At 53.7% G+C, this 23,271-nt stretch carries 21 protein-coding genes and 2 tRNA genes; 18 read left to right on the forward strand and 5 right to left on the reverse strand.

Features of this window, described 5'->3' with window-relative positions:
• Positions 1–281 precede the first annotated feature (281 nt).
• From QE396_RS04165 to QE396_RS04235, 15 genes are all read left to right on the forward strand, one after another.
• The gene (locus QE396_RS04165) at positions 282–4,046 is read left to right on the forward strand and encodes a nitrate reductase subunit alpha (protein WP_309950045.1); all 3,765 of its coding nucleotides are present in this window, start codon (positions 282–284) and stop codon (positions 4,044–4,046) included.
• Entirely contained in the window at positions 4,043–5,578 is a 1,536-nt protein-coding gene (narH, locus tag QE396_RS04170; protein WP_014170471.1) for a nitrate reductase subunit beta, read from the forward strand. Before QE396_RS04165 ends, narH begins: the two co-directional genes overlap by 4 nt.
• Positions 5,575–6,285: a nitrate reductase molybdenum cofactor assembly chaperone gene (gene narJ, locus QE396_RS04175; protein ID WP_047366388.1), complete on the forward strand. Its 711-nt coding sequence runs from the start codon at positions 5,575–5,577 to the stop codon at positions 6,283–6,285. Before narH ends, narJ begins: the two co-directional genes overlap by 4 nt.
• Positions 6,285–6,962, forward strand: a complete 678-nt coding sequence (gene narI, locus QE396_RS04180; RefSeq protein ID WP_047366389.1) for a respiratory nitrate reductase subunit gamma — start codon at positions 6,285–6,287, stop codon at positions 6,960–6,962. The genes narJ and narI overlap by 1 nt, the downstream gene beginning before the upstream one ends.
• A 110-nt stretch (positions 6,963–7,072) precedes the next feature.
• Positions 7,073–8,080 (forward strand): 3-oxoacyl-ACP synthase, encoded by a 1,008-nt coding sequence (locus tag QE396_RS04185; protein ID WP_020882365.1) that lies wholly within the window; start codon positions 7,073–7,075, stop codon positions 8,078–8,080.
• Positions 8,077–9,093 carry an NAD(P)-dependent oxidoreductase gene (locus tag QE396_RS04190; protein WP_020882366.1) on the forward strand — a complete coding sequence of 339 codons (1,017 nt, stop codon included), beginning with the start codon at positions 8,077–8,079 and terminating at the stop codon, positions 9,091–9,093. Before QE396_RS04185 ends, QE396_RS04190 begins: the two co-directional genes overlap by 4 nt.
• The gene (locus QE396_RS04195; RefSeq protein ID WP_020882367.1) at positions 9,071–9,877 is read left to right on the forward strand and encodes an MBL fold metallo-hydrolase; all 807 of its coding nucleotides are present in this window, start codon (positions 9,071–9,073) and stop codon (positions 9,875–9,877) included. Before QE396_RS04190 ends, QE396_RS04195 begins: the two co-directional genes overlap by 23 nt.
• 8 nt (positions 9,878–9,885) lie before the next feature.
• Positions 9,886–11,160, forward strand: a complete 1,275-nt coding sequence (locus tag QE396_RS04200; RefSeq protein WP_047366422.1) for a F390 synthetase-related protein — start codon at positions 9,886–9,888, stop codon at positions 11,158–11,160.
• Complete coding sequence (locus QE396_RS04205) at positions 11,157–11,774, forward strand: phosphatase PAP2 family protein (RefSeq protein WP_020882369.1); 618 nt, start codon at positions 11,157–11,159, stop codon at positions 11,772–11,774. Before QE396_RS04200 ends, QE396_RS04205 begins: the two co-directional genes overlap by 4 nt.
• The gene (locus QE396_RS04210; protein WP_020882370.1) at positions 11,767–12,894 is read left to right on the forward strand and encodes a sterol desaturase family protein; all 1,128 of its coding nucleotides are present in this window, start codon (positions 11,767–11,769) and stop codon (positions 12,892–12,894) included. The genes QE396_RS04205 and QE396_RS04210 overlap by 8 nt, the downstream gene beginning before the upstream one ends.
• On the forward strand, positions 12,881–13,993 hold the full coding sequence (locus QE396_RS04215; RefSeq protein ID WP_020882371.1) for an acyl-CoA desaturase: 1,113 nt from the start codon (positions 12,881–12,883) through the stop codon (positions 13,991–13,993). The genes QE396_RS04210 and QE396_RS04215 overlap by 14 nt, the downstream gene beginning before the upstream one ends.
• Positions 13,984–14,958: an NAD(P)-dependent oxidoreductase gene (locus QE396_RS04220; RefSeq protein ID WP_032669739.1), complete on the forward strand. Its 975-nt coding sequence runs from the start codon at positions 13,984–13,986 to the stop codon at positions 14,956–14,958. Before QE396_RS04215 ends, QE396_RS04220 begins: the two co-directional genes overlap by 10 nt.
• A complete protein-coding gene (locus tag QE396_RS04225) occupies positions 14,952–16,076 on the forward strand; it encodes a glycosyltransferase family 2 protein (protein WP_020882373.1) in 1,125 nt (374 codons plus the stop codon). Before QE396_RS04220 ends, QE396_RS04225 begins: the two co-directional genes overlap by 7 nt.
• Complete coding sequence (locus tag QE396_RS04230; protein ID WP_196297554.1) at positions 16,073–16,633, forward strand: hypothetical protein; 561 nt, start codon at positions 16,073–16,075, stop codon at positions 16,631–16,633. Before QE396_RS04225 ends, QE396_RS04230 begins: the two co-directional genes overlap by 4 nt.
• An 8-nt stretch (positions 16,634–16,641) precedes the next feature.
• Complete coding sequence (locus tag QE396_RS04235) at positions 16,642–17,832, forward strand: glycosyltransferase (protein ID WP_032669816.1); 1,191 nt, start codon at positions 16,642–16,644, stop codon at positions 17,830–17,832.
• Between the two features lie 17 nt (positions 17,833–17,849).
• Here the strand turns inward: QE396_RS04235 and QE396_RS04240 are convergent, their stop codons facing one another.
• A complete protein-coding gene (locus tag QE396_RS04240) occupies positions 17,850–18,746 on the reverse strand; it encodes a DMT family transporter (protein ID WP_020882376.1) in 897 nt (298 codons plus the stop codon).
• A 107-nt stretch (positions 18,747–18,853) separates the two neighbouring features.
• Between QE396_RS04240 and QE396_RS04245 the strand changes: the two genes are divergently transcribed.
• The gene (locus QE396_RS04245) at positions 18,854–19,297 is read left to right on the forward strand and encodes an Lrp/AsnC family transcriptional regulator (protein ID WP_020882377.1); all 444 of its coding nucleotides are present in this window, start codon (positions 18,854–18,856) and stop codon (positions 19,295–19,297) included.
• Positions 19,298–19,358: 61 nt separating this feature from the next.
• Here the strand turns inward: QE396_RS04245 and QE396_RS04250 are convergent.
• From QE396_RS04250 to QE396_RS04265, 4 genes are all read right to left on the reverse strand, one after another.
• Positions 19,359–19,443 (reverse strand) — tRNA-Tyr (locus tag QE396_RS04250).
• A gap of 35 nt (positions 19,444–19,478) precedes the next feature.
• A tRNA-Tyr gene (locus QE396_RS04255) sits at positions 19,479–19,563 on the reverse strand.
• A gap of 156 nt (positions 19,564–19,719) precedes the next feature.
• Positions 19,720–20,562, reverse strand: a complete 843-nt coding sequence (gene purU / locus QE396_RS04260; RefSeq protein ID WP_014170456.1) for a formyltetrahydrofolate deformylase — start codon at positions 20,560–20,562, stop codon at positions 19,720–19,722.
• 48 nt (positions 20,563–20,610) lie between these two features.
• A complete protein-coding gene (locus QE396_RS04265) occupies positions 20,611–21,069 on the reverse strand; it encodes a YchJ family protein (protein ID WP_025203926.1) in 459 nt (152 codons plus the stop codon).
• A 114-nt stretch (positions 21,070–21,183) separates the two neighbouring features.
• On the opposite strand from QE396_RS04265, the gene rssA reads away from it, so the two are divergent.
• Positions 21,184–22,086 (forward strand): patatin-like phospholipase RssA, encoded by a 903-nt coding sequence (gene rssA, locus QE396_RS04270; protein WP_032669742.1) that lies wholly within the window; start codon positions 21,184–21,186, stop codon positions 22,084–22,086.
• Between the two features lie 91 nt (positions 22,087–22,177).
• Positions 22,178–23,191: a two-component system response regulator RssB gene (rssB, locus tag QE396_RS04275; protein ID WP_014170453.1), complete on the forward strand. Its 1,014-nt coding sequence runs from the start codon at positions 22,178–22,180 to the stop codon at positions 23,189–23,191.
• Positions 23,192–23,271: the final 80 nt, after the last annotated feature.

Genomic DNA, 23,271 nt, shown 5'->3' on the forward strand with positions numbered 1-23,271 from the left:
ACTGTGATCGCCATCGCTTTACAGGGCGGTCTACCCCTTAATACCTGAGATGTTAAATTTAGCCCTGCTTTTTGTACGATAAATTATAAATATCATTATAAATTAATGGGTTATAAAAATTAAAAATCTACCGCTTTGGTGGTAATCGATCTAATACCCCACCTGAGACTCCCTCTCCGCCTTGATCGTTATCAATTCTCGTCATCTATCAGAGCGTTACCTTCGCTGCAAATCAGCAATGTCGATTTAGAGAGCCACAGGCTCCACACAGGAGATACCCGATGAGCAAATTTTTGGACCGGTTTCGCTACTTCAAACAGAAGGGTGAAACTTTTGCCGATGGGCACGGCCAGGTTCTGGAGACCAACCGGGACTGGGAAGACGGTTACCGTCAGCGCTGGCAGCATGACAAAGTCGTCCGTTCGACCCACGGCGTGAACTGCACTGGCTCATGTAGCTGGAAGATTTTCGTTAAAAACGGCCTGGTGACATGGGAAATGCAGCAGACCGACTATCCGCGTACCCGTCCGGATATGCCAAACCACGAACCTCGTGGCTGCCCGCGTGGTGCAAGCTACTCCTGGTATCTGTACAGCGCCAACCGTCTGAAATACCCTCTGATGCGCAAACGCCTGATGAAAATGTGGCGTGAGGCGAAAGTGCTGCACAGCGATCCGGTTGATGCCTGGGCATCCATTATCGAAGATGCCGACAAAGCAAAAAGCTTTAAGCAGGCGCGCGGTCGCGGTGGTTTTGTTCGTTCTTCCTGGAAAGAGGTCAACGAACTGATTGCTGCCTCTAACGTTTATACCGTCAAAACCTACGGACCGGACCGCGTCGCGGGCTTCTCGCCTATCCCGGCGATGTCGATGGTCTCTTACGCCTCAGGTGCTCGCTATCTGTCGCTTATCGGCGGAACCTGTCTGAGCTTCTACGACTGGTACTGCGACCTGCCGCCAGCCTCTCCGCAGACCTGGGGCGAGCAGACCGACGTGCCGGAATCCGCTGACTGGTACAACTCCAGCTACATTATTGCCTGGGGCTCTAACGTTCCACAGACCCGTACGCCGGATGCCCACTTCTTCACGGAAGTGCGTTACAAAGGCACCAAAACCGTTGCGGTAACCCCGGACTATGCGGAAATTGCCAAGCTGTGCGACCTGTGGCTGGCACCTAAACAGGGTACCGACTCCGCGATGGCGCTGGCGATGGGCCACGTGATGCTGCGTGAGTTCCACCTCGATAAACCCAGCCAGTATTTTACTGACTATGTTCGTCGCTATACCGACATGCCGATGCTGGTCATGCTGGAAGAGCGTGATGGCTACTATGCAGCAGGCCGCACGCTGCGTGCCGCCGATCTGGTGGATGCGCTGGGTCAGGAAAACAATCCTGAGTGGAAAACGGTCGCCTATAACAATAACGGCGAGCTGGTGGCACCCAACGGCTCTATCGGTTTCCGCTGGGGCGAGAAGGGCAAGTGGAACCTCGAGCAGCGTAACGGTACCACCGGTGAAGAGACTGAACTGCGTCTGAGCATGCTGGGTAGCCAGGACGAAATTGCTGATGTGGGCTTCCCGTACTTCGGCGGCGAAGGGTCCGAGCATTTCAACAAAGTTGAGCTGCAGAACATCCTGATGCATAAGCTGCCGGTCAAACGTCTGCAGCTGGCGGATGGGTCGACGGCGCTGGTGACCACCGTGTATGACCTGACGCTGGCCAACTACGGCCTGGAGCGTGGCCTGAATGATGAAAACTGCGCAACCAGCTACGACGACATCAAAGCGTATACCCCGGCCTGGGCTGAGCAGATCACTGGCGTGCCGCGTGCACACATCACCCGTATCGCCCGTGAATTCGCTGAAAATGCTGACAAGACGCATGGCCGTTCAATGATCATTGTTGGTGCCGGTCTGAACCACTGGTATCACCTTGATATGAACTATCGTGGCCTGATCAACATGCTGATCTTCTGCGGTTGTGTGGGTCAAAGCGGCGGCGGCTGGGCGCACTATGTCGGCCAGGAAAAACTGCGTCCGCAGACGGGCTGGCAGCCACTGGCGTTTGCCCTCGACTGGCAGCGTCCGGCGCGTCATATGAACAGTACGTCTTACTTCTACAATCACTCCAGTCAGTGGCGCTACGAGACGGTAACGGCCCAGGAACTGCTGTCGCCAATGGCGGATAAATCCCGCTACAGCGGCCACCTGATCGACTTCAACGTCCGCGCTGAACGCATGGGTTGGCTGCCGTCTGCACCTCAGTTAGGGACTAACCCGCTGCGCATTGCTGACGAGGCGAAGAAAGCGGGCATGACCCCGGCGGATTACACCGTCAAGGCACTGAAAGACGGCACCATTCGCTTTGCGGCCGAGCAGCCTGAAAACGGCAAAAACCATCCGCGTAACCTGTTTATCTGGCGCTCTAACCTGCTGGGCTCCTCCGGTAAAGGCCACGAGTACATGCTGAAATATCTGCTGGGTACTGAAAACGGTATTCAGGGGAAAGATCTGGGCAAGCAGGGCGGCGTGAAACCAGAAGAAGTGGAGTGGAAAGACAACGGTCTGGACGGCAAGCTGGATCTGGTTGTGACGCTGGACTTCCGTCTGTCCAGTACCTGCCTGTATTCCGATATCGTGCTGCCAACCGCTACCTGGTATGAAAAAGACGACATGAATACCTCGGATATGCATCCGTTTATTCATCCGCTGTCTGCAGCCGTTGACCCGGCGTGGGAATCCAAAAGCGACTGGGATATCTACAAAGATATCGCGAAGAAATTCTCCGAAGTGTGCGTAGGACATCTGGGCAAAGAGACCGATGTGGTGACCCTGCCGATTCAGCACGACTCTGCAGCCGAACTGGCGCAGCCGCTGGACGTGAAGGACTGGAAAAAAGGCGAGTGTGACCTGATCCCGGGTGTGACTGCGCCGCACATTATTCCCGTTGAACGTGACTACCCGGCAACGTACGAACGCTTTACCTCTATCGGCCCGCTGATGGAAAAAATCGGCCCGCTGATGGAAAAAATCGGTAACGGGGGTAAAGGGATTGCGTGGAATACCCAGAGCGAAATGGACCTGCTGCGTAAGCTCAATTACACCAAAGCAGACGGCCCGGCCAAAGGCCAGCCAATGCTGAACACGGCCATTGATGCTGCAGAAATGATCCTGACTCTGGCACCGGAAACCAACGGTCACGTGGCGGTGAAAGCATGGGCGGCACTGAGTGAGTTTACCGGTCGCGATCATACCCATCTGGCGACGAATAAAGAGGAAGAGAAGATCCGCTTCCGCGATATTCAGGCTCAACCGCGCAAAATTATCTCCAGCCCGACCTGGTCTGGCCTGGAAGATGAACACGTCTCCTACAATGCTGGCTACACCAACGTTCACGAACTGATCCCATGGCGTACCCTGTCCGGTCGTCAGTCCCTGTATCAGGATCACCAGTGGATGCGCGACTTCGGTGAGAGCCTGCTGGTTTATCGTCCGCCAATCGATACCCGCTCCGTGAAAGCGGTAATGGGTACGAAATCGAACGGTAACCCGGAGAAGGCGCTGAACTTCCTGACGCCACACCAGAAGTGGGGCATTCACTCCACCTACAGCGACAACCTGCTGATGCTGACGTTGTCCCGCGGTGGCCCGATTGTGTGGATGAGCGAGACGGACGCCAAAGATCTGGGCATTGAAGATAACGACTGGATCGAAGTGTTCAACAGCAACGGTGCGCTGACGGCGCGTGCGGTTGTCAGCCAGCGTGTCCCGGCCGGGATGACCATGATGTATCACGCGCAGGAACGTATCGTTAACCTGCCGGGTTCTGAAATCACCGAGCAGCGCGGCGGCATTCACAACTCCGTGACCCGTATTACGCCAAAACCGACGCACATGATCGGCGGCTATGCGCAGCTGGCCTACGGCTTTAACTACTACGGCACGGTAGGATCTAACCGCGATGAGTTCGTGGTGGTACGTAAGATGAAGAATATTAACTGGTTAGACGGCGAAGGTAATGACCAGGTACAGGAGAGCGTAAAATGAAAATTCGTTCACAAGTCGGCATGGTGCTGAATCTGGATAAATGCATCGGCTGTCATACCTGCTCAGTCACCTGTAAAAACGTCTGGACCAGCCGCGAAGGGATGGAGTACGCGTGGTTCAATAACGTGGAAAGTAAACCCGGCACAGGCTTCCCAACCGACTGGGAAAACCAGGAGAAATGGAAGGGCGGCTGGATCCGTAAAATCAACGGTAAACTGCAGCCGCGCATGGGTAACCGTGCGATGCTTCTCGGTAAAATCTTCGCCAACCCGCATCTGCCGGGCATCGATGATTACTACGAGCCGTTTGATTACGACTACCAGAACCTGCACAACGCGCCGGAAAGCAAACATCAGCCGATCGCACGTCCACGCTCGCTCATTACCGGACAGCGTATGGATAAGATCACCAGCGGTCCAAACTGGGAAGAGATTCTGGGCGGCGAGTTCGAAAAACGCGCCAAAGACCAGAACTTCGAGAACATGCAGAAGGCGATGTACGGCCAGTTCGAAAACACCTTCATGATGTATCTGCCGCGTCTGTGCGAGCACTGCCTTAACCCGGCGTGCGTGGCGACCTGTCCGAGCGGAGCCATCTATAAGCGTGAAGAAGATGGCATTGTGCTGATCGACCAGGACAAGTGTCGCGGCTGGCGTATGTGTATTACCGGTTGCCCGTACAAAAAAATCTACTTCAACTGGAAGAGCGGCAAGTCTGAGAAGTGCATCTTCTGCTATCCGCGTATTGAAGCCGGTATGCCAACCGTCTGCTCTGAGAGCTGCGTGGGCCGTATTCGTTACCTCGGCGTGCTGCTGTACGACGCGGACGCGATTGAAAATGCAGCCAGCACCGAGAACGAGAAAGATCTCTATCAGCGTCAACTGGACGTCTTCCTCGATCCTAACGATCCGAAAGTGATTGAGCAGGCGCTGAAAGACGGCGTTCCGCAGAGCGTGATTGACGCGGCGCAGCAGTCTCCGGTGTACAAAATGGCGATGGACTGGAAGCTGGCGCTGCCGCTGCATCCGGAATACCGCACGCTGCCGATGGTCTGGTACGTGCCGCCGCTGTCTCCGATCCAGTCTGCTGCGGATGCAGGTGAACTCGGCAGCAACGGCATTCTGCCAGACGTGGAAAGCCTGCGTATTCCGGTTCAGTATCTGGCAAACCTGTTAACCGCAGGGGATACCCAGCCGGTCCTGCTGGCGCTGAAACGTATGCTGGCGATGCGCCACTTCAAACGCGCTGAAACCGTTGACGGTGTTAACGATACCCGTGCACTGGAAGCGGTAGGTCTGACCGAAGCCCAGGCGCAGGAGATGTACCGTTACCTGGCGATTGCCAATTACGAAGACCGTTTCGTGGTGCCGAGCAGCCACCGTGAACTGGCTCGCGAAGCCTTCCCGGAGAAAAATGGTTGTGGCTTTACCTTTGGCGACGGTTGCCACGGTTCAGACACGAAATTCAATCTCTTCAACAGCCGCCGCATCGATGCCCTGGATGTGACGAGCAAAACGGAGCCGCACCAATGATTGAACTTGTCATTGTTTCGCGCCTGCTCGAGTACCCGGATGCTGCGCTTGCGCAGCATCAGCAGGAGTTCTTTGATGCACTCGCGTCATCTGAAAATCTTGAGAAAGAGGATGCCCAGACACTGGCCGTTTTCCTCCGGGACCTGTTAGCGCGCGATTTACTGGATGCGCAGGCGGATTACAGCCAGCTGTTTGACCGCGGACGCGCGACGTCGCTGCTGTTGTTCGAACATGTTCACGGTGAATCACGTGACCGCGGTCAGGCGATGGTTGACCTGATGGGACAGTACGAGCAACACGGCCTGCAGCTCGACAGCCGCGAGCTGCCGGACCACCTGCCGCTCTACCTTGAGTATCTGGCGCAGTTGCCTAAAGAGGAGGCGCTGGGGGGGCTGCAGGACATCGCGCCGATCCTGGCGTTGCTCGGCGCACGACTTCAGCAGCGCGAGAGCCGTTACGCGGTGCTGTTCGACCTGCTGGTGAAACTCGCCAACGCATCGGTCGACAGTGAAAAAGTTGCGGAGAAGATCGCCGATGAAGCCCGCGATGATACGCCACAGGCGCTGGATGCGGTCTGGGAGGAAGAGCAGGTGAAATTCATGGCTGACCAGAACTGCGGTGAGTCTGAAATCTCCGCTCACCAACGTCGTTTTGCCGGAGCCGTTGCCCCGCAATATTTGAATATCTCTAACGGAGGACAGCAATAATGCACTTCCTGAATATGTTCTTCTTTGACATTTACCCGTATATCGCGGGCACCGTGTTCCTGGTGGGAAGCTGGCTGCGTTATGACTACGGCCAGTACACCTGGCGTGCTGCCTCCAGCCAGATGCTCGATCGCAAAGGGATGAACCTGGCTTCTAACCTGTTCCACATCGGGATCCTGGGGATTTTTGCGGGTCACTTCCTCGGAATGCTGACGCCGCACTGGATGTATGAGTCATTCCTGCCGATTGAGGTGAAGCAGAAAATGGCGATGATTGCCGGCGGTGCCTGCGGCGTGATGACGCTGGTGGGCGGTTTACTGCTGCTCAAACGCCGTCTGTTCAGCCCGCGTGTTCGCGCGACCACCACCGGCGCGGACATTCTGATTTTGTCCCTGCTGATGGTGCAGTGTGCGCTGGGTCTGCTGACCATTCCGTTCTCGGCTCAGCATATTGATGGCAGCGAAATGATGAAGCTGGTCGGCTGGGCGCAGTCTGTGGTGACTTTCCACGGTGGTGCGTCTGAGCACCTTGACGGTGTGGCGTTTATCTTCCGCGTGCACCTGGTGCTCGGGATGACGCTGTTTGTGCTGTTCCCGTTCTCTCGTCTGGTGCATATCTGGAGCGCACCGGTGGAGTATCTGACGCGCAAATATCAGATTGTTCGCGCCCGTCGCTAATTTGCTGAAAACCGACACGGGAGCAGGACGCTCCCGTTAATTTCAGATTGTGTAAAGAAGGGGCTCCTATATTATTAGCGGTTGGATTAGCTAGTGAAGGGAGCACTGGTGTGGGTCAATCAACAGAGCCGGAAATTTCGGCCGCAATAAAAATTATCTCAACAGGCATTGCCTTGCCTGCTGAAAGACTGACATCCAGCGATCTGGATTCATGGTTAGGAAAACCGCCAGGCTACGTTGAAAAACGGTCCGGTATACTTACCCGCTACCACGCTTCTCACACCGCCAGCCAGGCCGGTCTGGCCGCACAGGCGCTACATAACGCGCTACATGCCGGAACGATATCACCTGCTTCCATAGACCTGTTAATTTGTGCATCGGCTATTGCCATACAAGCGCTTCCCTGCAGTGCGGTTCATATTATCAAGGCGGCGGGTATGCCCGCGGGTATGGCGGGGTTTGATATTAACAGCAGCTGTGTCAGCTTTATTTCCGCTTTAGAAGTTGCTGCAGGTTTATTGAATACAGGCGCATATCGTCGCATCGCCATTGTTTCAGCTGATTTAGCATCGCGCGGCATTGACTGGAGCCACGAAGAGTCTTCGTTGATTTTCGGTGATGGTGCGGCGTGTGCGATCGTGGAGCGTGGTGACGGCAACAGCGGGATTATAACCAGCCTGATCGAGATGTACCCGGATGGCAGCGAACTCTGTGAAATCCGTGCGGGAGGAACGCGTCGCAACCCAAGAGCGGGCATGAGCGACAGTGATTTTATGTTCCATATGCAGGGTAAGGCGCTGTTCCGGTATGCCTCTTCGCTGATTGATGACTACTTCGCGCGGCTGCTGGGAAAATGCGGTCTGCAACTGTCGGATATCGGTACCGTCATTCCGCATCAGGCCAGCCATCTTTCTCTTGAACACATGCGTAAGCGGCTGGGTGTCCCTGAATCCATCTTAATTGATGTTTACCGTCACTACGGCAACCAGGTGGCCGCCTCCATCCCTACGGCGCTGCATGAAGCGGTAATCCATGGTCGTTTCACGCCGGGAAAACCCGCGATGCTTATTGGTACTGCAGCAGGCCTGACGCTGGCTGGCATGGTACTTATGCCATGAAGATCCTGGTGACAGGGGCAACCAGCGGGCTGGGGCGTAACGCTGTCCACTATTTGCTGGAACGTGGCTTTAGCGTAGTGGCGACGGGCCGTAATCCGGTCGAAGGTGCACATTTAAGGCATGTGGGCGCGACGTTTATCCCACTCGACTTGTCCCTGGCGTCTCTGGACCAATGCGCCAGGCTCATGGAGGGGTGCGATGCCGTGTGGCACTGCGCAGCGAAATCTTCTCCCTGGGGAGGGAGGGACGCTTTCTGGCAGGCTAACGTCATTGCAACACAAAAACTGGCGATGGCTGCGGGCACCGCGGGCATTCCGCGTTTTGTCCACATTTCTACCCCTGCGGTCTACTTCGATTTTCAGCATCACTACGATCTTCCGGAAACCTACCTGGCGAACACATTTTCCAGCCACTACGCCAGCAGCAAACGGGCAGCCGAACGCATCATTGAAGATGCGGTGGCAAACTTCAGCGCGACTACGTTCATCATTTTGCGCCCGCGTGGGCTTTTCGGTCCCCATGATAAGGTGATCGTTCCTCGCCTGCTGCGTCAGCTCCATCAGGACGGAGGGATACTGCGTCTGCCCAGGGGAGGAGAAGCGCTTCTGGATTTGACCTTCGTACAAAACGTGGTCTTTGCTATGGAACGTGCAACCTTGGGCCAGCCTCTTTATTCCGGCAGCATCTATAACGTGACCAATCACCAGCCGCAGCGGCTGGTTGATATGCTTGACGCGTTGCTGCGTCAGCAGCTGGGGTTACGCTATCAAATCCGGTCAATTCCCTGGCCGGTGGTGTCACTGGCCGCGCGTGGCATGGAATTAGTCGGAAAGTGCATCAATAAGGAACCTCCCGTCACCCGTTACAGTGCGGGAACGGTTTGTTTCGATATGACGCTGAGCGCTAAAAAAGCCGTAGAGGAGTTGGGCTATACCCCTCGCTTTTCAATGGCAGAAGGCATCGCGCTAACGGGAGAATGGCTGAGGACGAATGGCAAAGATTACCGCGTTTGAAACAGGATATTGCACCCATATCGGCTGCATGGCTCTAAAAGGCGCTGGTCTCAGGGTGTGCAAATTTCCCTCTCGAGCCTGGCTCCTGGAGGTCGGTTCACACCGATGGCTATGGGATACCGGCTATTCCTCCTGGTTTGAACACTACACGCGCTCGGGCATTTTTCGCATTTACCGGCAAGTCACGCCGGTTTATTTCGACCCCAAACAGTCCCTGGCTCAACAGCTTTACGCACAAGGCCTGGTCGGGGGCGATATCGATGCGATTATCTTGTCGCACTTCCATGCCGATCACGTCGCAGGGCTGCGTGATTTCCCCGATGTTAGCTGTATTTGTTCTGGTGAGGGCTGGCAGCAGGTGAGAGCGTTGAGAGGATTTGCCGCCCTGCGTCAGGCATTTGTGCCAGGACTTTTCCCCTCCGAGTTTGAGTCGTCATTGCGCTTCATTGAAGGTTTCGAAACCCTGAGGCTGCCCGAGGCGCTTGCTCCGTTTGAGCGGGGCTATGTTTTGCCGGACAGTCAGGGCGAAATTATTTTGATCCCGCTTGCAGGCCATGCGGCCGGACACTTCGGGGCATTCGTCCTGACAGAGGACGGCTGGACACTTTTGGCCGCAGATGCGGCCTGGTCTCCTGACAATTACCGGGAGATGCGCGGTCCTTCACGGCTTGCCAGTCTGGTGATGTCCGATCCCTCTGCTTATTACCAGACGCTCCGGCAACTCAATCAACTCTGGAAAAACGGTAAAATGGATATTCGTCTGTGTCATGAGGGCGATTTGTGAACCTCATTATGTTGATGTGGCGCTATTTCTGCACCCGCAGACGGCGTTTTACCGAACGTGCAAAACTGGAGAGATGGCAGGAAAAAAAACTGCATCACTTCAGGCAGAACGTGTTATCGAAAAGCCCATGGTTTCAGCGATTTCGCGCGGTGCCGTTCGGACAGTGGCCGCTGATGGACAAGGCGCTGATGATGACGCATTTCGATGAGATGAACACTGAAGGTCTTAAACGTGACGCGCTGATGGCCTGCGCGCTGAAAAGTGAACAGAGCCGGGACTTCAGTCCGAAAATAGGCCGATTTAGCGTGGGCCTGTCATCAGGTACTTCCGGCAGACGTGGGTTATTTGTTGTCAGTCCGAAGGAGCAGCAAATTTGGGCTACAGGGATGCTTGCCAGGGCCTTACCGGACGGTCTTTTTGCCCGGGAACGGGTTGCACTGTTTCTGAGGGCAAATAATAACCTTTATCAGAGTGTGAGCAGCCGCTGGTTGAGCCTGGAATTTTACGATTTACTGGCGCCGTTTCAGCCGCAATTGCGCCATGTAGAACAGTTTTCTCCGACAATCATTGTTGCCCCCGCACAGGTATTACGTGCGCTGGCGCTGGCGGTTCTGGACGGAACGCTGCAGCTGAATGTCAAAAAGGTGATTTCCGTCGCCGAAGTTCTGGAGGAACAGGACAGGGCACTTATCCACCAGGTATTTGGTAGCGTGGGTGAAATCTATCAGGCAACAGAGGGTTTTTTAGCTTCAACCTGTTCTTTTGGGACGTTACATCTGAACGAGGAGTTTATTCACGTCGAGCCCCACTGGCTGGATGAGAAGCGCTTTACGCCTGTTATCACCGATTTCACCCGCAGCACGCAGCCCATCGTCCGTTACCGCCTTGATGACATACTGGTTGCCCGCGAGGCGCGGTGCCCGTGTGGAAGTGCGGCGCGCGCGATTGAGCGTATTGAGGGTCGACAGGACGATCAACTCCTTCTCCCGGATAGCACGGGCAAACCGCAGGTTATTTTTGCCGACCCCTGCAGCCGCGTGCTGGCCGTCACGCTCCCACTTACCGCAGACTATCGCCTGGTACAAACAGAAGCAGAGAGACTGTGTCTTACCGCGGATTGTGACGCAGCAATACTTCCTCACTGCCGCGACGCGCTGAATGAGCTGTTTACGTTACAGGGAATAGACACTTCCCGGCTGGTATGGGTGCTGCAGTCCCGAAGCGTATCACCGAACTTTGACGCAAAACGACGGCGCATAGTCCGTGAATGGGGAAAGGAATGAGTGAGTTTCTGCAACGCCTCAAGCAGATGCTATTGGGGTGGGGGTCGGTCGGGGTCGTTTATTCGCTTTGCGACAGGTTACAGGGTGAAGGTTATCGTTTAACCCCACTACGGGTTGACGCGTTAATTCCCTTTTCGCCTGATGCAGTGTGGCTCTACTTGTCCTTTTTCTTAATTGTCCCGTTGGGATATTTATTAACGCCGTATGACCGAGTGCGGTGGCTTGCCCGGTCCATGCAATTTTCGGCGCTGGGGGCGGGCATCATATATCTGTTATGGCCGACCACCATGGTGTATCCCACGCTGGCAGGAGAGGGTGTTTCTTCCAGAGTATTGGGATGGCTGGTCTCTGTCGATTCCCGTCAAAATTGCTTTCCCTCTTTGCACGCTGCGCTGACGGCACTCGCCGTCTGGGCGATAGCGGCAGGGCGTTTACGCTGGATGGCGGTTGCAAGCGTCATCTGGGCGTGTGCTATTGCTTACTCTATCCTTCAGCTGAGAAGGCATCTGTTTATTGATTTAATGGCGGGTGTTTTGCTGGCAGGGGCCAGTGTATGGCTGGCAGGGCATCTGGACGTGCGCAGACAAAAATATAAAGGAATACCCGGTGAGTGAACTCCTGTTTCCCGTTCTTTTTATGCTGTTTTTCGTGTGTGCTGAGGCCTGTATTCTTCAGTTCACACGGCGGCAGAATATTGACTGGCTCGATATCATTTTCAATCTCAATTCCGGGCACATTATGCTGTGGTTTTTCCGGTGCCTGGAGGTGCTTTGCTACGGATTTGTGCTGGAACACTTTAGCCTGAATCTTTTTGAGGGATGGTCTGCCGTCGGGGTATGGCTCTTTACATTGTTAGCATGGGACGTTGGTTTCTACTGGCTTCATCGTCTCCATCACCAGCTTCGGCTACTGTGGGCTGTTCACGTTGTTCACCATCAGGGGGAGAACTATAACCTGTCGTTGGGGGTGCGAAATTCCTGGTACTCGTCATTAACGTCAATCCCTTTCTTTTTGGTGTTAGCGCTGGCTGGCGTACCGCTGAGTGTCTTTCTGGCGGTTTCCATCGTGCATTACAGCATTCAGTTTTTTAACCATAACGCATTAACGCCAACGCTGGGGTGGCTAGAAAAGGTATTTGTTACCCCGACACATCATCGCGTTCATCACCTTAATAATAAGCGCTATGCCGACACCAACTACGGTGGCACCTTTATTTTCTGGGATAAATTATTCGGTACGTTCTGCGAGATGCCCTCGCAGGAGAAGTCGACCTATGGGGTAAAAGGCAGGAAGCCATCGTTAAACCCGATGCAGGAAAGTAATCTTCCTTTTTTGCAAATGGCAGGTATTTTGAAAACGGTTCGCCTCCGACATCGCCAGTTTGACTGTTCGATATTAATGACAGGTGTCGGGGCTATTCTGTTGTTTGCGCTCGTTCTGGGCTACATCCAGCGCTACGGATACAGCATAGATAACGTGGGCGCTGCGCAGTCCCTGTTGTTTATATTGCTGGCAGCTGGCTCTGTCGCATTGGGTGGGATCAGCGAGGGTCAGCGCTGGGGAGTGATGATGTGGTGTCTGGTCACGCTCTCTTTACCGCTGCTTTTCTTGGGTTACTGGGGCTGGAATCACGTCTATTGGGTTGCAGTTATGGCGGCACTGGCCGCACACGGTATTGCACTCACCTATGGCCTTGGGCGCAGATCAAAAAGGGGGATAAGTGAACCAGTTTAATCCTGACAAGCGGTTGACCTTTCCCGCCGATCCCCCCGGGCTGGTTGCAGCACTTCACAGCGAAACACGCGCGTTGTTAACAGAACGGGGCGATCATCGCTATGCAGATGGCCGAATGCTGGTTAAAACAGTGATGCTGGCTGGTGGCTGTATTGGAAATTATGCGTTAGCGCTTCATCAGAGTGACCTGCCCCTGTATTTTTCATGGTATTTTGCCGCCATCGTTTTCGCGATGTTGCTGACCGTGAACGTCGTGCATGATGCGTCTCATAATGCCTTTCTGAAAAGTAAAAAAGCTAACGCGTTGTTAAACCGTATTGTCGCTATCCCTCTCGGCCTGGATCCCGATTGCTGGCGCGTTCGCCATGTCAGATTTCATCATGGATTCACCAACATAGAATGTTACGATCCGGACACCGCAGAAAATGGTCTTATGCGCCAGACGCCCTGGCAGCGCTGGCGCCCCTTTATGCGGGCGCAGCGCTACTACTGGCCGTTGGTCGCCGCATTAACCTTCCCCTGGTATATCTGGATTGCTGACTGGCTCGACAGAGGGGGATATACACCGGTGACGCCTCATCTGGCGCAGCAGGGTATTATCGGCTGGACGTTTTTTTTGACGGGTAAAGCCTTGCACGCAGCGTTCAGCCTCGTGTTACCCATGTGGTTGTTGGCCGACAGATTTAGCGCCGGTTCAATTTTGTTGACCTATATGCTCTGTCAGATGATCTCTTCTCTGATATTCGTCATGCTCGTCATCGGGACGCACTGGGCAAAGGGCTGCGCTCAGCTCCCCCCTGAGGGGGGCAAAATGGCTCAAGGCAGGCTTTCCCATACCTTTGCAACGACCTTTGACTGGTCGACACGGCCCGCGTTCATGGGTTACTGGCTGGGTGGCCTCAATCTTCATCTGACTCACCATTTTTTCCCGCACTGGAGTCATCGCCATTATCCTCAGTTGAGCCGCATCATCGAGGATGTCGCCGCGCGAGAAGGGCTGGATTATCGACGACTCACCCTCGCCGATTTAATGTCTCTCCAGCAGCGTTTTCTCAGGCGCATGGGTGAACGCCCTGAGCGACACGGAGAATGGCCGTGAAGATTATGGTAACCGGAGCATCGGGTTTCATTGGCGGGGCTTTTATCCGGCGTTTTGCCGATACTGACGGCGTTTCGCTGTGCGGCGTCGGGCGCCGTGAACATGTCGCGTTGCCCGCATCAGTTGAGTATTACGCACTTGGGTTAGACCAGCTTCATACGCTTGATGTCGTACCCGATGTGGTTATTCACGCGGCAGGAAGGACTTCGCCCTGGGGTAGTGAGCACGATTATTACCGGGATAACGTTGAGACGACCCGGCATGTTATCGATTTTTGCCGTCATCGTGGCTTTCCACGACTCATATTTATTTCAAGTGCGGCGGTTTACTACCGTTTTGCGCACCAGCCAGGACTGCGTGAATGTGATGCTATCGGCCCCGAATTTAGCAGCCAATATGGGCGCACAAAACGTCAGGCAGAGTGCCTTGTTGAGACGTATCAGGGTGAGAAAACCATTTTTCGCCCTTGTGCCGTATTTGGTGAGGGCGATCGCTTGCTCTTACCGCCTCTGTTGGCTGCGGCTAAAAAAGGAAAGCTGCCCTCTATCCTTAGCCGCGGTGTAAAAGCGCAGGCCGACATTATGCACGTCGATGTGCTAGGGGATTACCTGATGCGTGCCGTGAAACGCAGTCATCTCCGCCCGTGCTATAACATCTCCGCTAGTCAATCTGTCGAAATCCATCGGCTGTTATGTGAAGTCTTGCAGCAGTTGGGTTTGCCTCAACCGCATAAAACCGTGCGCCTGGGAACTGCGATGTGTTTTGCTGGCATACTTGAGAGGCTGTGGCGCTGGCTGCCGTTGCCGGGAGAACCGCCGATTACCCGTTTTGGCGTTGCCGTTTTTGGCTACACTAACACCCTGAATGTTACGCGTATGCTGGATGACTTTGGTCCACCATCAATGGATTTTGACGTCAGCCTGCGCACGTTTTTACAACAACTCAAGGAAGAGCGCCTGTGTTAATTATCGCAATAGCATGGCTGGCCATTCTGCTTTTCAAAGTCTGTATCACGCAGAAAATGCTTACAGCCACAAGGGATAACAACTCTTGCTCTTTCAGCGACATTACGGTCATGCAACCCATACTCAGCGGTGATCCTGCGTTAGAGACGGTGTTGGCCGCGAGTCTTCAAAATTTGCCTGGCGCAACGTTTCTTTGGCTGACTGACGTGGACGACGCGGAGGCCGCAAGGGTAACGCAGCGGTTGCAGGCGCGTTACCCTCAGAGCGCTATTCATATCTGCGCATACCCTGAAGCGCCGGAAGGGATAAATCCAAAGTTATATAAGCTTGAGCAAGGAAGAAAGCAGGTTAAGACCCTGACGGTCCTGATTTTAGATGACGATGCGGTACTGACGGCGACATCGCTGAACACGATGCTTGCCGCGCTTGATGATCATTCGCTTGTCACCGCGCTACCCTGGTATGTGGCTACCGACAACTTACCGTCGCGACTGCTGGCACAATTTGTTAATGATAACTCAGCGCTGACGTATCTGCCGTTGCTGCCTTTTGTCAGACCGTTAACGCTAAATGGCATGTGCTACCTGTTACCTTTACGTGTGCTGGAAAACGTGGGGGGATTTTCGCCCATCCTTCGACATCTGACCGATGATCTCGCGCTGGCAACGCTTCTTACTCAGCAAGGGGTAAACATCGTACAGTCTGTCGCGCTTGTGAGCGTACAAACCAGCGTACCTGATGTCAGACGGTATTTTCGTCAGATGCACCGCTGGTTTTTGTTCGCCACATTGTTGATGCGTGAGAAGCCTGCCGGTACGAATCTGGCAATCTTTCTTCTTCAGGGTTTACATCCGTTACTGCTTTGGGCGATGGTGGTGCTCGCATTCAGTGGGGGGATAAATTGCGTGTTACTGGCGGTGGTCCTTCTCGTTCGCCACGTTGCCTTGCGCCGTATACAGCGCTTAGTGTCAGAGACTATTTCCGCAAGGCCGGTGATGTCGGTGTTATCAGAGCTGTTGCAGCCTGTGCATTTAATTCATGCCTTGTTCAACCGGAATATTCACTGGCGTTCGCGTCGCTATCGCGTTTTCAGTAATGACCGCTTCAGCTCATTGTGACCGGCATGCGACTTAACATCGCTTTTATCACGGGAAGAAGCCGTCCCGGCAACCTTGCGCTCAGCCCGGTGCAGAGTTTGTTCCTCCAGTCTTTGCTGACGGAGGGGGCTATGCCTGTCACTGAAAATTTCCCCTGGATACCTCAAACCCAGCCATGGTGTGATACGGGTTTATTGCGTGCAAGTTGCAGCAATGCGCGGGACTACCTCACTTCTCGCAGGGCAGCGTTTGCCGAGCGCTATCGAAACATTGCGATCGCGTTGCTGGAATTGGCGGATCACACGCTGTTACTTTCCGGAAGCTGTGGATTGGAACTCTTTAATAATCTTCACCTGCCGTCCTCAGTCCTGTCTCGCGTGAGTATTTTCGCTTACGGCCCGGTGGCTCGTCAGCGTCCTGACTGCCATCATCTTTTGGTTCAGGGACAGCAAGACTGGATTTCTCGCCTTTGGTTTCACCAGGCGGACGAGCGCATACCCTGCGGTCATATGGACTATCTCTCGCAGCCGGAGCTGGTCTGTTTATGTCAGCGATTTATAAATCAAATACGGAAATAGAGTCTGATATGCAACGCTTGTTTGATCTGATTCCTGACAACGTCACGCGAATTGATTTGTTGGCCCCGCCATTTTCCGGACATTTGCATCCCGTGCTGGCAATGGGGAGGGCGCTTTCAGCGCATTATCAGGTCCGTATTATCAGTACTCGCGGTACCAGCGCGCGGATTGCGGCGTCCGGACTGCAAGGACTCATTCTTGACGGCGATTTCGATACACCGTTAGTGTCGATTGCCAATCCAAAATATGCCGTAAAGACGCATCCTGTGAGGCTTTATCGTCAGTTTCGTTCAGTCGTGGGCCTGCTTAAGGGTTTTGCTGACGAACTTGAGAGGGCGTGGCATCGGGAAGGCGTGCCGGATTTGGCTATCGCCGACTTTACACTTCCCGTCGTGGGGCCTGTCTGTACCCGGATGAATGTTCTCTGGTGGAGTAGCTTGCCGTCGCCCTGCGTTCTTGAAGCGCCGGACGGCCCACCCGCTTATTGTGGTGGGCTGATGCCGGCCATCACCGCGTGGGAACGGATAAACCACCTGATCCACAGGAAAAAAGTCAGGTTGTTCAAGAGTCTTGTTTTTTGGTTTTTTCGCGGTGTGATTCGTCAGACGGGCATAACCCGGCTATATCGGCCTGACGGCAGTGAAACGGCATATTCACCCTTGCGCATTCTCGCTCTGGGCGAAAAAGAGATGGAGTTTGAGCGGACCTGGCCTGAATCGGTAGCCTTTATTGGACCCGCGCTGTACACCCCGCCTGCAGATGGAGAGAAACCGACCTTCATTGAAGGAAAGCGGCATGTCCTGATTACGCTGGGTACACATCTGGACTGGCATAAAGATGACGTAGCGAAAGCGGCAACAGCTCTGGCGAAAACGATGCCAGACTGGGTGTTCCATTTCACGGATGGCAGCCTGGAAAGTGCGGAATGTGAGCGGGCAGGGAATTTCTTACGTATGCATTGGGTTGATTATGATGCCTGGTTATCTCGTTACGATGTCGTGATACACCACGGCGGGGCGGGGATTATGTGGCACTGTATTCAAAAAGGGATCCCGGCCCTGGTGTACCCGGTTGACTACGATCAGTTCGATCATGCCGCCCGGGTCGAGTTTTTCAGAAAAGGTATCTGGCTGCGCGGCGGACTCAGGCAACTTGAACAGGCTCGCGAACAACTCCTCACGTTAATCCGCAAGGATTAGCCTGTTCGCCTCAGACGCTAATGTGCTGATTTGATCCCAACCCCGCACTCGCGGGGTTTTTTCTCGCCCCAGCCCAGGTTATTACCTGCCGCCGCAAACAGTATCAATGCACCCCCTGCCAGTTGCGTGATATTCAGCGAGTGTCCGAACACCACGTTATCGACAATTATGGCCACCACGGGATAGATAAAAGACAGAGAACCGGTAACGGGCGTCGGGAGCTTCTGGATCGCGCTATACAGCAACTGATACATGATCCCGGTGTGGACGACACCTAACGTCAGTAAAATCGGCCATGGGAAATCAGCTGAAAATGACGGCTGGTGGGCTAAGGGCAACAGCATGACCACGCCGGTCAGTACCTGAATAAAGGCGATATGCTGGGGCGCAACTGATTTCAGTCTGCGGGCGATTATGGCTGTCAGTGCGTAGAAGAAAGCGGCCCCCATCGCCAGACCGATTCCTGCGAGCCAGCCTTTGCCCTGTGCGCCATTCAGCTCACTGGAGAGCAGGATGACCACGCCGCCAAAGGCGAGAACGAGCCAACCCCATTTCACCAGGCTCACGCGTTCACCTAAAAACATCCCCATCAACACCAGCATAAACGGCTGAGTGTTATAAACCACGGTAGAAAGGCCGATTGAAATACGTTCATAAGCCGCGAACAGCAGCAACCAGTTAACTACTAACGCAACACCGCCCAGAATTGCCAGCAACAGCGTGACACGGGTGAGCGGACTAAATGGTTTTCGACTTATTCGGATGAAAATAAAAAGGGCCATCGCCCCGATCAGGCATCGCCAGAAAACCACTTCCGTCACCGGCAGGCCGGAAAGCAGAACAAACGCGCCAATCGAGCCGGAAATTAACATTGCCAGGCTCATCTGCCAGACGCCTTTTTGCACATCACCCATTATTCACCTCCTGATTAATGACGATATTGTCGAATACCGCTGTCGGGAATAACATGGCTGATATAAGGTGAAAGACAGTGATGACTTTTTTAAATTAGGTAAAAACGATGGAAAACCTTCTCGATGACATCGATCGCCAAATCCTGGCCTGTCTGGTTGAGGATGCGCGCATGTCGCTAAAGGTACTCAGCGGACGTATTGGACTGACATCTCCCAGTACAGCAGAGCGTCTGAAAAGACTGGAAGAGCGCGGGGTGGTTGAAGGGTATGGCGCGCGCGTCAATCTGACGGCGTTGGGGTATACGTTGCAGGCGCTGGTGCGGGTTCGTCCTTTACCGGGGTTGCTGCAAAAGGTAGATAAGTACATTCAGGCCATGCCGGAATGTATTGAGAGCGATAAAGTCACCGGTGAAGACTGCTTTGTTATCAGGCTGGTCGTGCGGTCGATTGAGCAACTGGATGCGTTGCTTGATGGTCTGGCGGAACATGCTCAGTGTAATACGTCGATCGTGAAAAGTTCACCGGTGAAGCGTCGGTTGCCTCCAATGTGATCGTCTGTTGCTATGCATGACACATCGTTTGAAATACATCACTGGATTGGCTTTGAGATGATGGTGGTGGGGGAAGGATTCGAACCTTCGAAGTCGATGACGGCAGATTTACAGTCTGCTCCCTTTGGCCGCTCGGGAACCCCACCAGGGGTAATTCAAATTTTGAGGTAATGCTGAGAGATGGTGGTGGGGGAAGGATTCGAACCTTCGAAGTCGATGACGGCAGATTTACAGTCTGCTCCCTTTGGCCGCTCGGGAACCCCACCACGGGGTAATGCTATTTACTGGCCTGCTTCCTGCTGGAAGCGGGGCGCATCATATCAAATGAGACGCCCCTGTAAAGCGTTACCACAATAAAAATAAACTGGTTGCCTGAATTTTACGCGTTAAGCTGTAAAGCTAACCAGTTCATTTCTTGTCGATTAAAGAATAATCGTTCTGTTACCGTAAACGAACACACGTTGCGCCAGCACCTGATAAAGCGCACGACTGAGTACGTTCTTCTCTACGTCACGCCCGGCGCGCATCATATCTTCTGCGGTATAGGTGTGATCCACGTGAATCACGTCCTGCATAATGATTGGGCCTTCGTCCAGGTTGTCATTCACGTAGTGCGCGGTGGCGCCGATGATTTTCACACCGCGTTCGTACGCCTGGTGATAAGGACGTGCACCGATAAAGGCTGGCAGGAATGAGTGATGGATGTTGATGATCTTGTTCGGGAAACGCGCCACGAAAGATGGGGTCAGCACACGCATGTATTTCGCCAGTACCACGTAATCCGGGTTATGCGCTTCGATAGCATTGGCCATCAGGTTGTCATGTTCTTCACGGGTATGGCCTTCATGGCTGACCAGCTCAAACGGAATATCAAAACGTTCAACCAGCGTGCGCAGCGTCTCGTGGTTACCGATAACGGCAGCGATTTCAACATCGAGGCCACCGTAGTTTGCTTTCATCAACAGATCGCCAAGACAGTGGGCTTCTTTCGTCACAAGAATAACAACGCGACGACGGCCAGCGGGGGTCAGTTCACGCACGGAGCCTTCAGGCAGCGCGCTGTCGAGATCGGCAAGCAGGGTGGTGTCGTTGAAAATCCCTTCGAGTTCGGTACGCATAAAGAAGCGTCCGGTACGGTGGTCAACGAACTCGTTGTTCTGCACGATATTCAGTTCATGCTTATAACAAATGTTGGTAATTCGTGCGATCAGCCCTTTTTGATCGGGACAGATGGTGCGCAGAACTTTACGTTGTAGTGATTGCATCGCCGGGAAATCCTGTTTGAGTATTTGCGAAGTCTGGGTTGTCAGGCATTACTGCCCGCAACACTTTTTAAATTTTTTACCTGAACCACAAGGGCAGGGATCGTTACGACCAAACTGTGGGCGCGTTCCGTCAATATAATACCATTGCCCGCTTTCCTTTAAGAACCGGGAACGTTCGATAATGGCACCGGGCTTATTGCGTTCGATAAAGCGGGCAACGAAGCTGACATAACCTTCATCAGCATCACTTCCCGTTGACGATTCATAGACGGTAAGGCCGAGCCATTGGGTATTAGCAAACCCGGCTTCAATATCCTGTCTGAAATCGGCAGCGTGGCAGGACGGGTGCCAGGTTTTAATCAGGTAGTCTGCGTCTTTGATCACAAAAGCAGTATACCGTGAACGCATGAGGTGTGACGGGTCTGGTGCAACCTGATCGCCAGACAGATATCGCTGGCAACATAGGCTATACTCCAGAGCGCTACCACAAGGGCAGAGTTGAGACACGATTCTCTTCCTGGAACAAAAAATAAGGGCGTTAAACGCTTCGGGTAGCACCATGTTAACTGAGCAGTTGCGTTGATGCTATGTCAGGAATCCAGGGGACGTAAAACAGGGCTAATGAGAAAGGTTAAAATTGGACTGGCGCTGGGCTCAGGTGCAGCCCGGGGATGGTCGCACATCGGCGTGATAAATGCCTTAAAGCAGATGGGCATTGACGTTGATATTGTTGCAGGGTGTTCAATCGGATCGCTTGTGGGGTCCGCATACGCGTGCGGAAAGCTTCCGGAACTTGAAACATGGGTACGCTCCTTCAGTTACTGGGACGTATTGCGCCTGATGGATCTCTCGTGGCAGCGCGGTGGGTTGCTGCGCGGTGAACGGGTCTTTAACCAGTTCCGTCAGATTATGCCTCTCGATGACTTCAGTCATTGTCAGTTACCCTTCGGTGCCGTTGCGACGAACCTCAGTACCGGCCGCGAACTCTGGCTTACCGAAGGGGATATCCATCTTGCCGTTCGCGCGTCCTGCAGCATGCCGGGCTTAATGGCCCCTGTTCCGCACAACGGTTACTGGCTTGTCGACGGAGGCGTTGTTAACCCGGTCCCCATTTCCCTGACCCGCGCTATGGGTGCCGATATTGTTATTGCTGTGGATTTACAGCACGACGCTCATCTGATGCAACAAGACCTGATGCCAGTCAATCTTCAGAGTGAAGATGCCGAGGGCGAAAAACTGGCCTGGCATGAGCGTCTGCGCGGACGTCTCGGGCGCATGGCCGCCCGGCGTGCGGTAACTGCACCCACGGCGATTGAAATTATGACGACCTCAATCCAGGTCCTGGAGAACCGCCTCAAGCGCAACCGCATGGCTGGCGACCCGCCGGATATTCTGCTTCAGCCGTATTGTCCGCAAATTTCTACCCTTGATTTCCATCGGGCTGAGGCCGCCATCGCAGCGGGCTCGTTAGCCGTCGAAAAGAAAATAGATGAGTTGCTGCCTTTTGTGCGAACAGCACGTTAAGCACCTTTTTTTGACTACTTCAGCAAAATCTGACAGGCGACAGTGCCGATAGCATGCCACTATGTAGTTACTGTCAGCCAGGGGAGGAACCATGACGAAGCCATTGGCCGGAAAACACATTTTGATTGTTGAAGACGAGCCCGTTTTCCGATCGCTACTGGATTCGTGGTTATCATCACTGGGGGCAAACACTTCACTGGCTGACGATGGCATCGACGCGCTGGAAAAAATGGTCAATATCACGCCTGATCTGATGATTTGTGACCTTGAAATGCCACGGATGAATGGACTGAAGCTGGTCGAACATCTGCGCAATGAAGCCAACCAGATGCCGATACTGGTGATTTCCGCCACAGAGAACATGGCGGATATAGCCAAAGCCTTGCGTCTGGGGGTTCAGGATATTCTGCTTAAACCGGTTAAAGATCTTAACCGACTTCGTGAAACCGTCTTAGCCTGTCTTTATCCCAATATGTTTAATTCCCGGGTTGAGGAAGAGGAACGCCTTTTCCAGGACTGGGACGCCTTAGTGAGTAATCCCCCTGCGGCGGCGAAACTGTTGCAAGAACTTCAACCACCGGTACAACAGAATATTTCTCACTGTCGTGTGAATTATCGCCAGCTGGTGGCCGCTGACCAGCCAGGGCTGGTGCTCGATATTGCGCCATTATCGGATTCGGACCTTGCATTTTATTGTCTTGATGTCACCCGGGCAGGGGATAATGGTGTATTAGCCGCGTTATTACTTCGTGCGCTATTTAACGGGTTGCTGCAGGAACAACTCTCCCATCAGGGACAGCGGCTTCCCGAGTTAGGCAGTTTACTCAAACAGGTAAACCAGCTTTTTCGTCAGGCCAATTTACCCGGACAGTTTCCGCTGTTGGTAGGTTATTACCACAGCGGTTTGAAAAATCTTATCCTCGTTTCCGCGGGGCTTAATGCCTCGCTGAATACCGGGGAACATCATATTCAGGTCAGTAACGGTGTCCCGCTTGGAACATTGGGTACGGCTTATCTTAATCAAATTAGTCATCGCTGTTCCTCCTGGCAGTGCCAAATTTGGGGTGCCGGGGGACGGCTACGCTTAATGTTGTCCACGGAATAAGCAGTTGGATCTTAATTTTAAGATTGCTTTACCTGTGATTTATGGGGAGTGCTACTATCGCTGCCCGGAATCATGCGTAT

Origin of the sequence: Enterobacter sp. SORGH_AS_0287 (assembly GCF_031453695.1) — a bacterium.
GTDB lineage: Bacteria > Pseudomonadota > Gammaproteobacteria > Enterobacterales > Enterobacteriaceae > Enterobacter > Enterobacter ludwigii.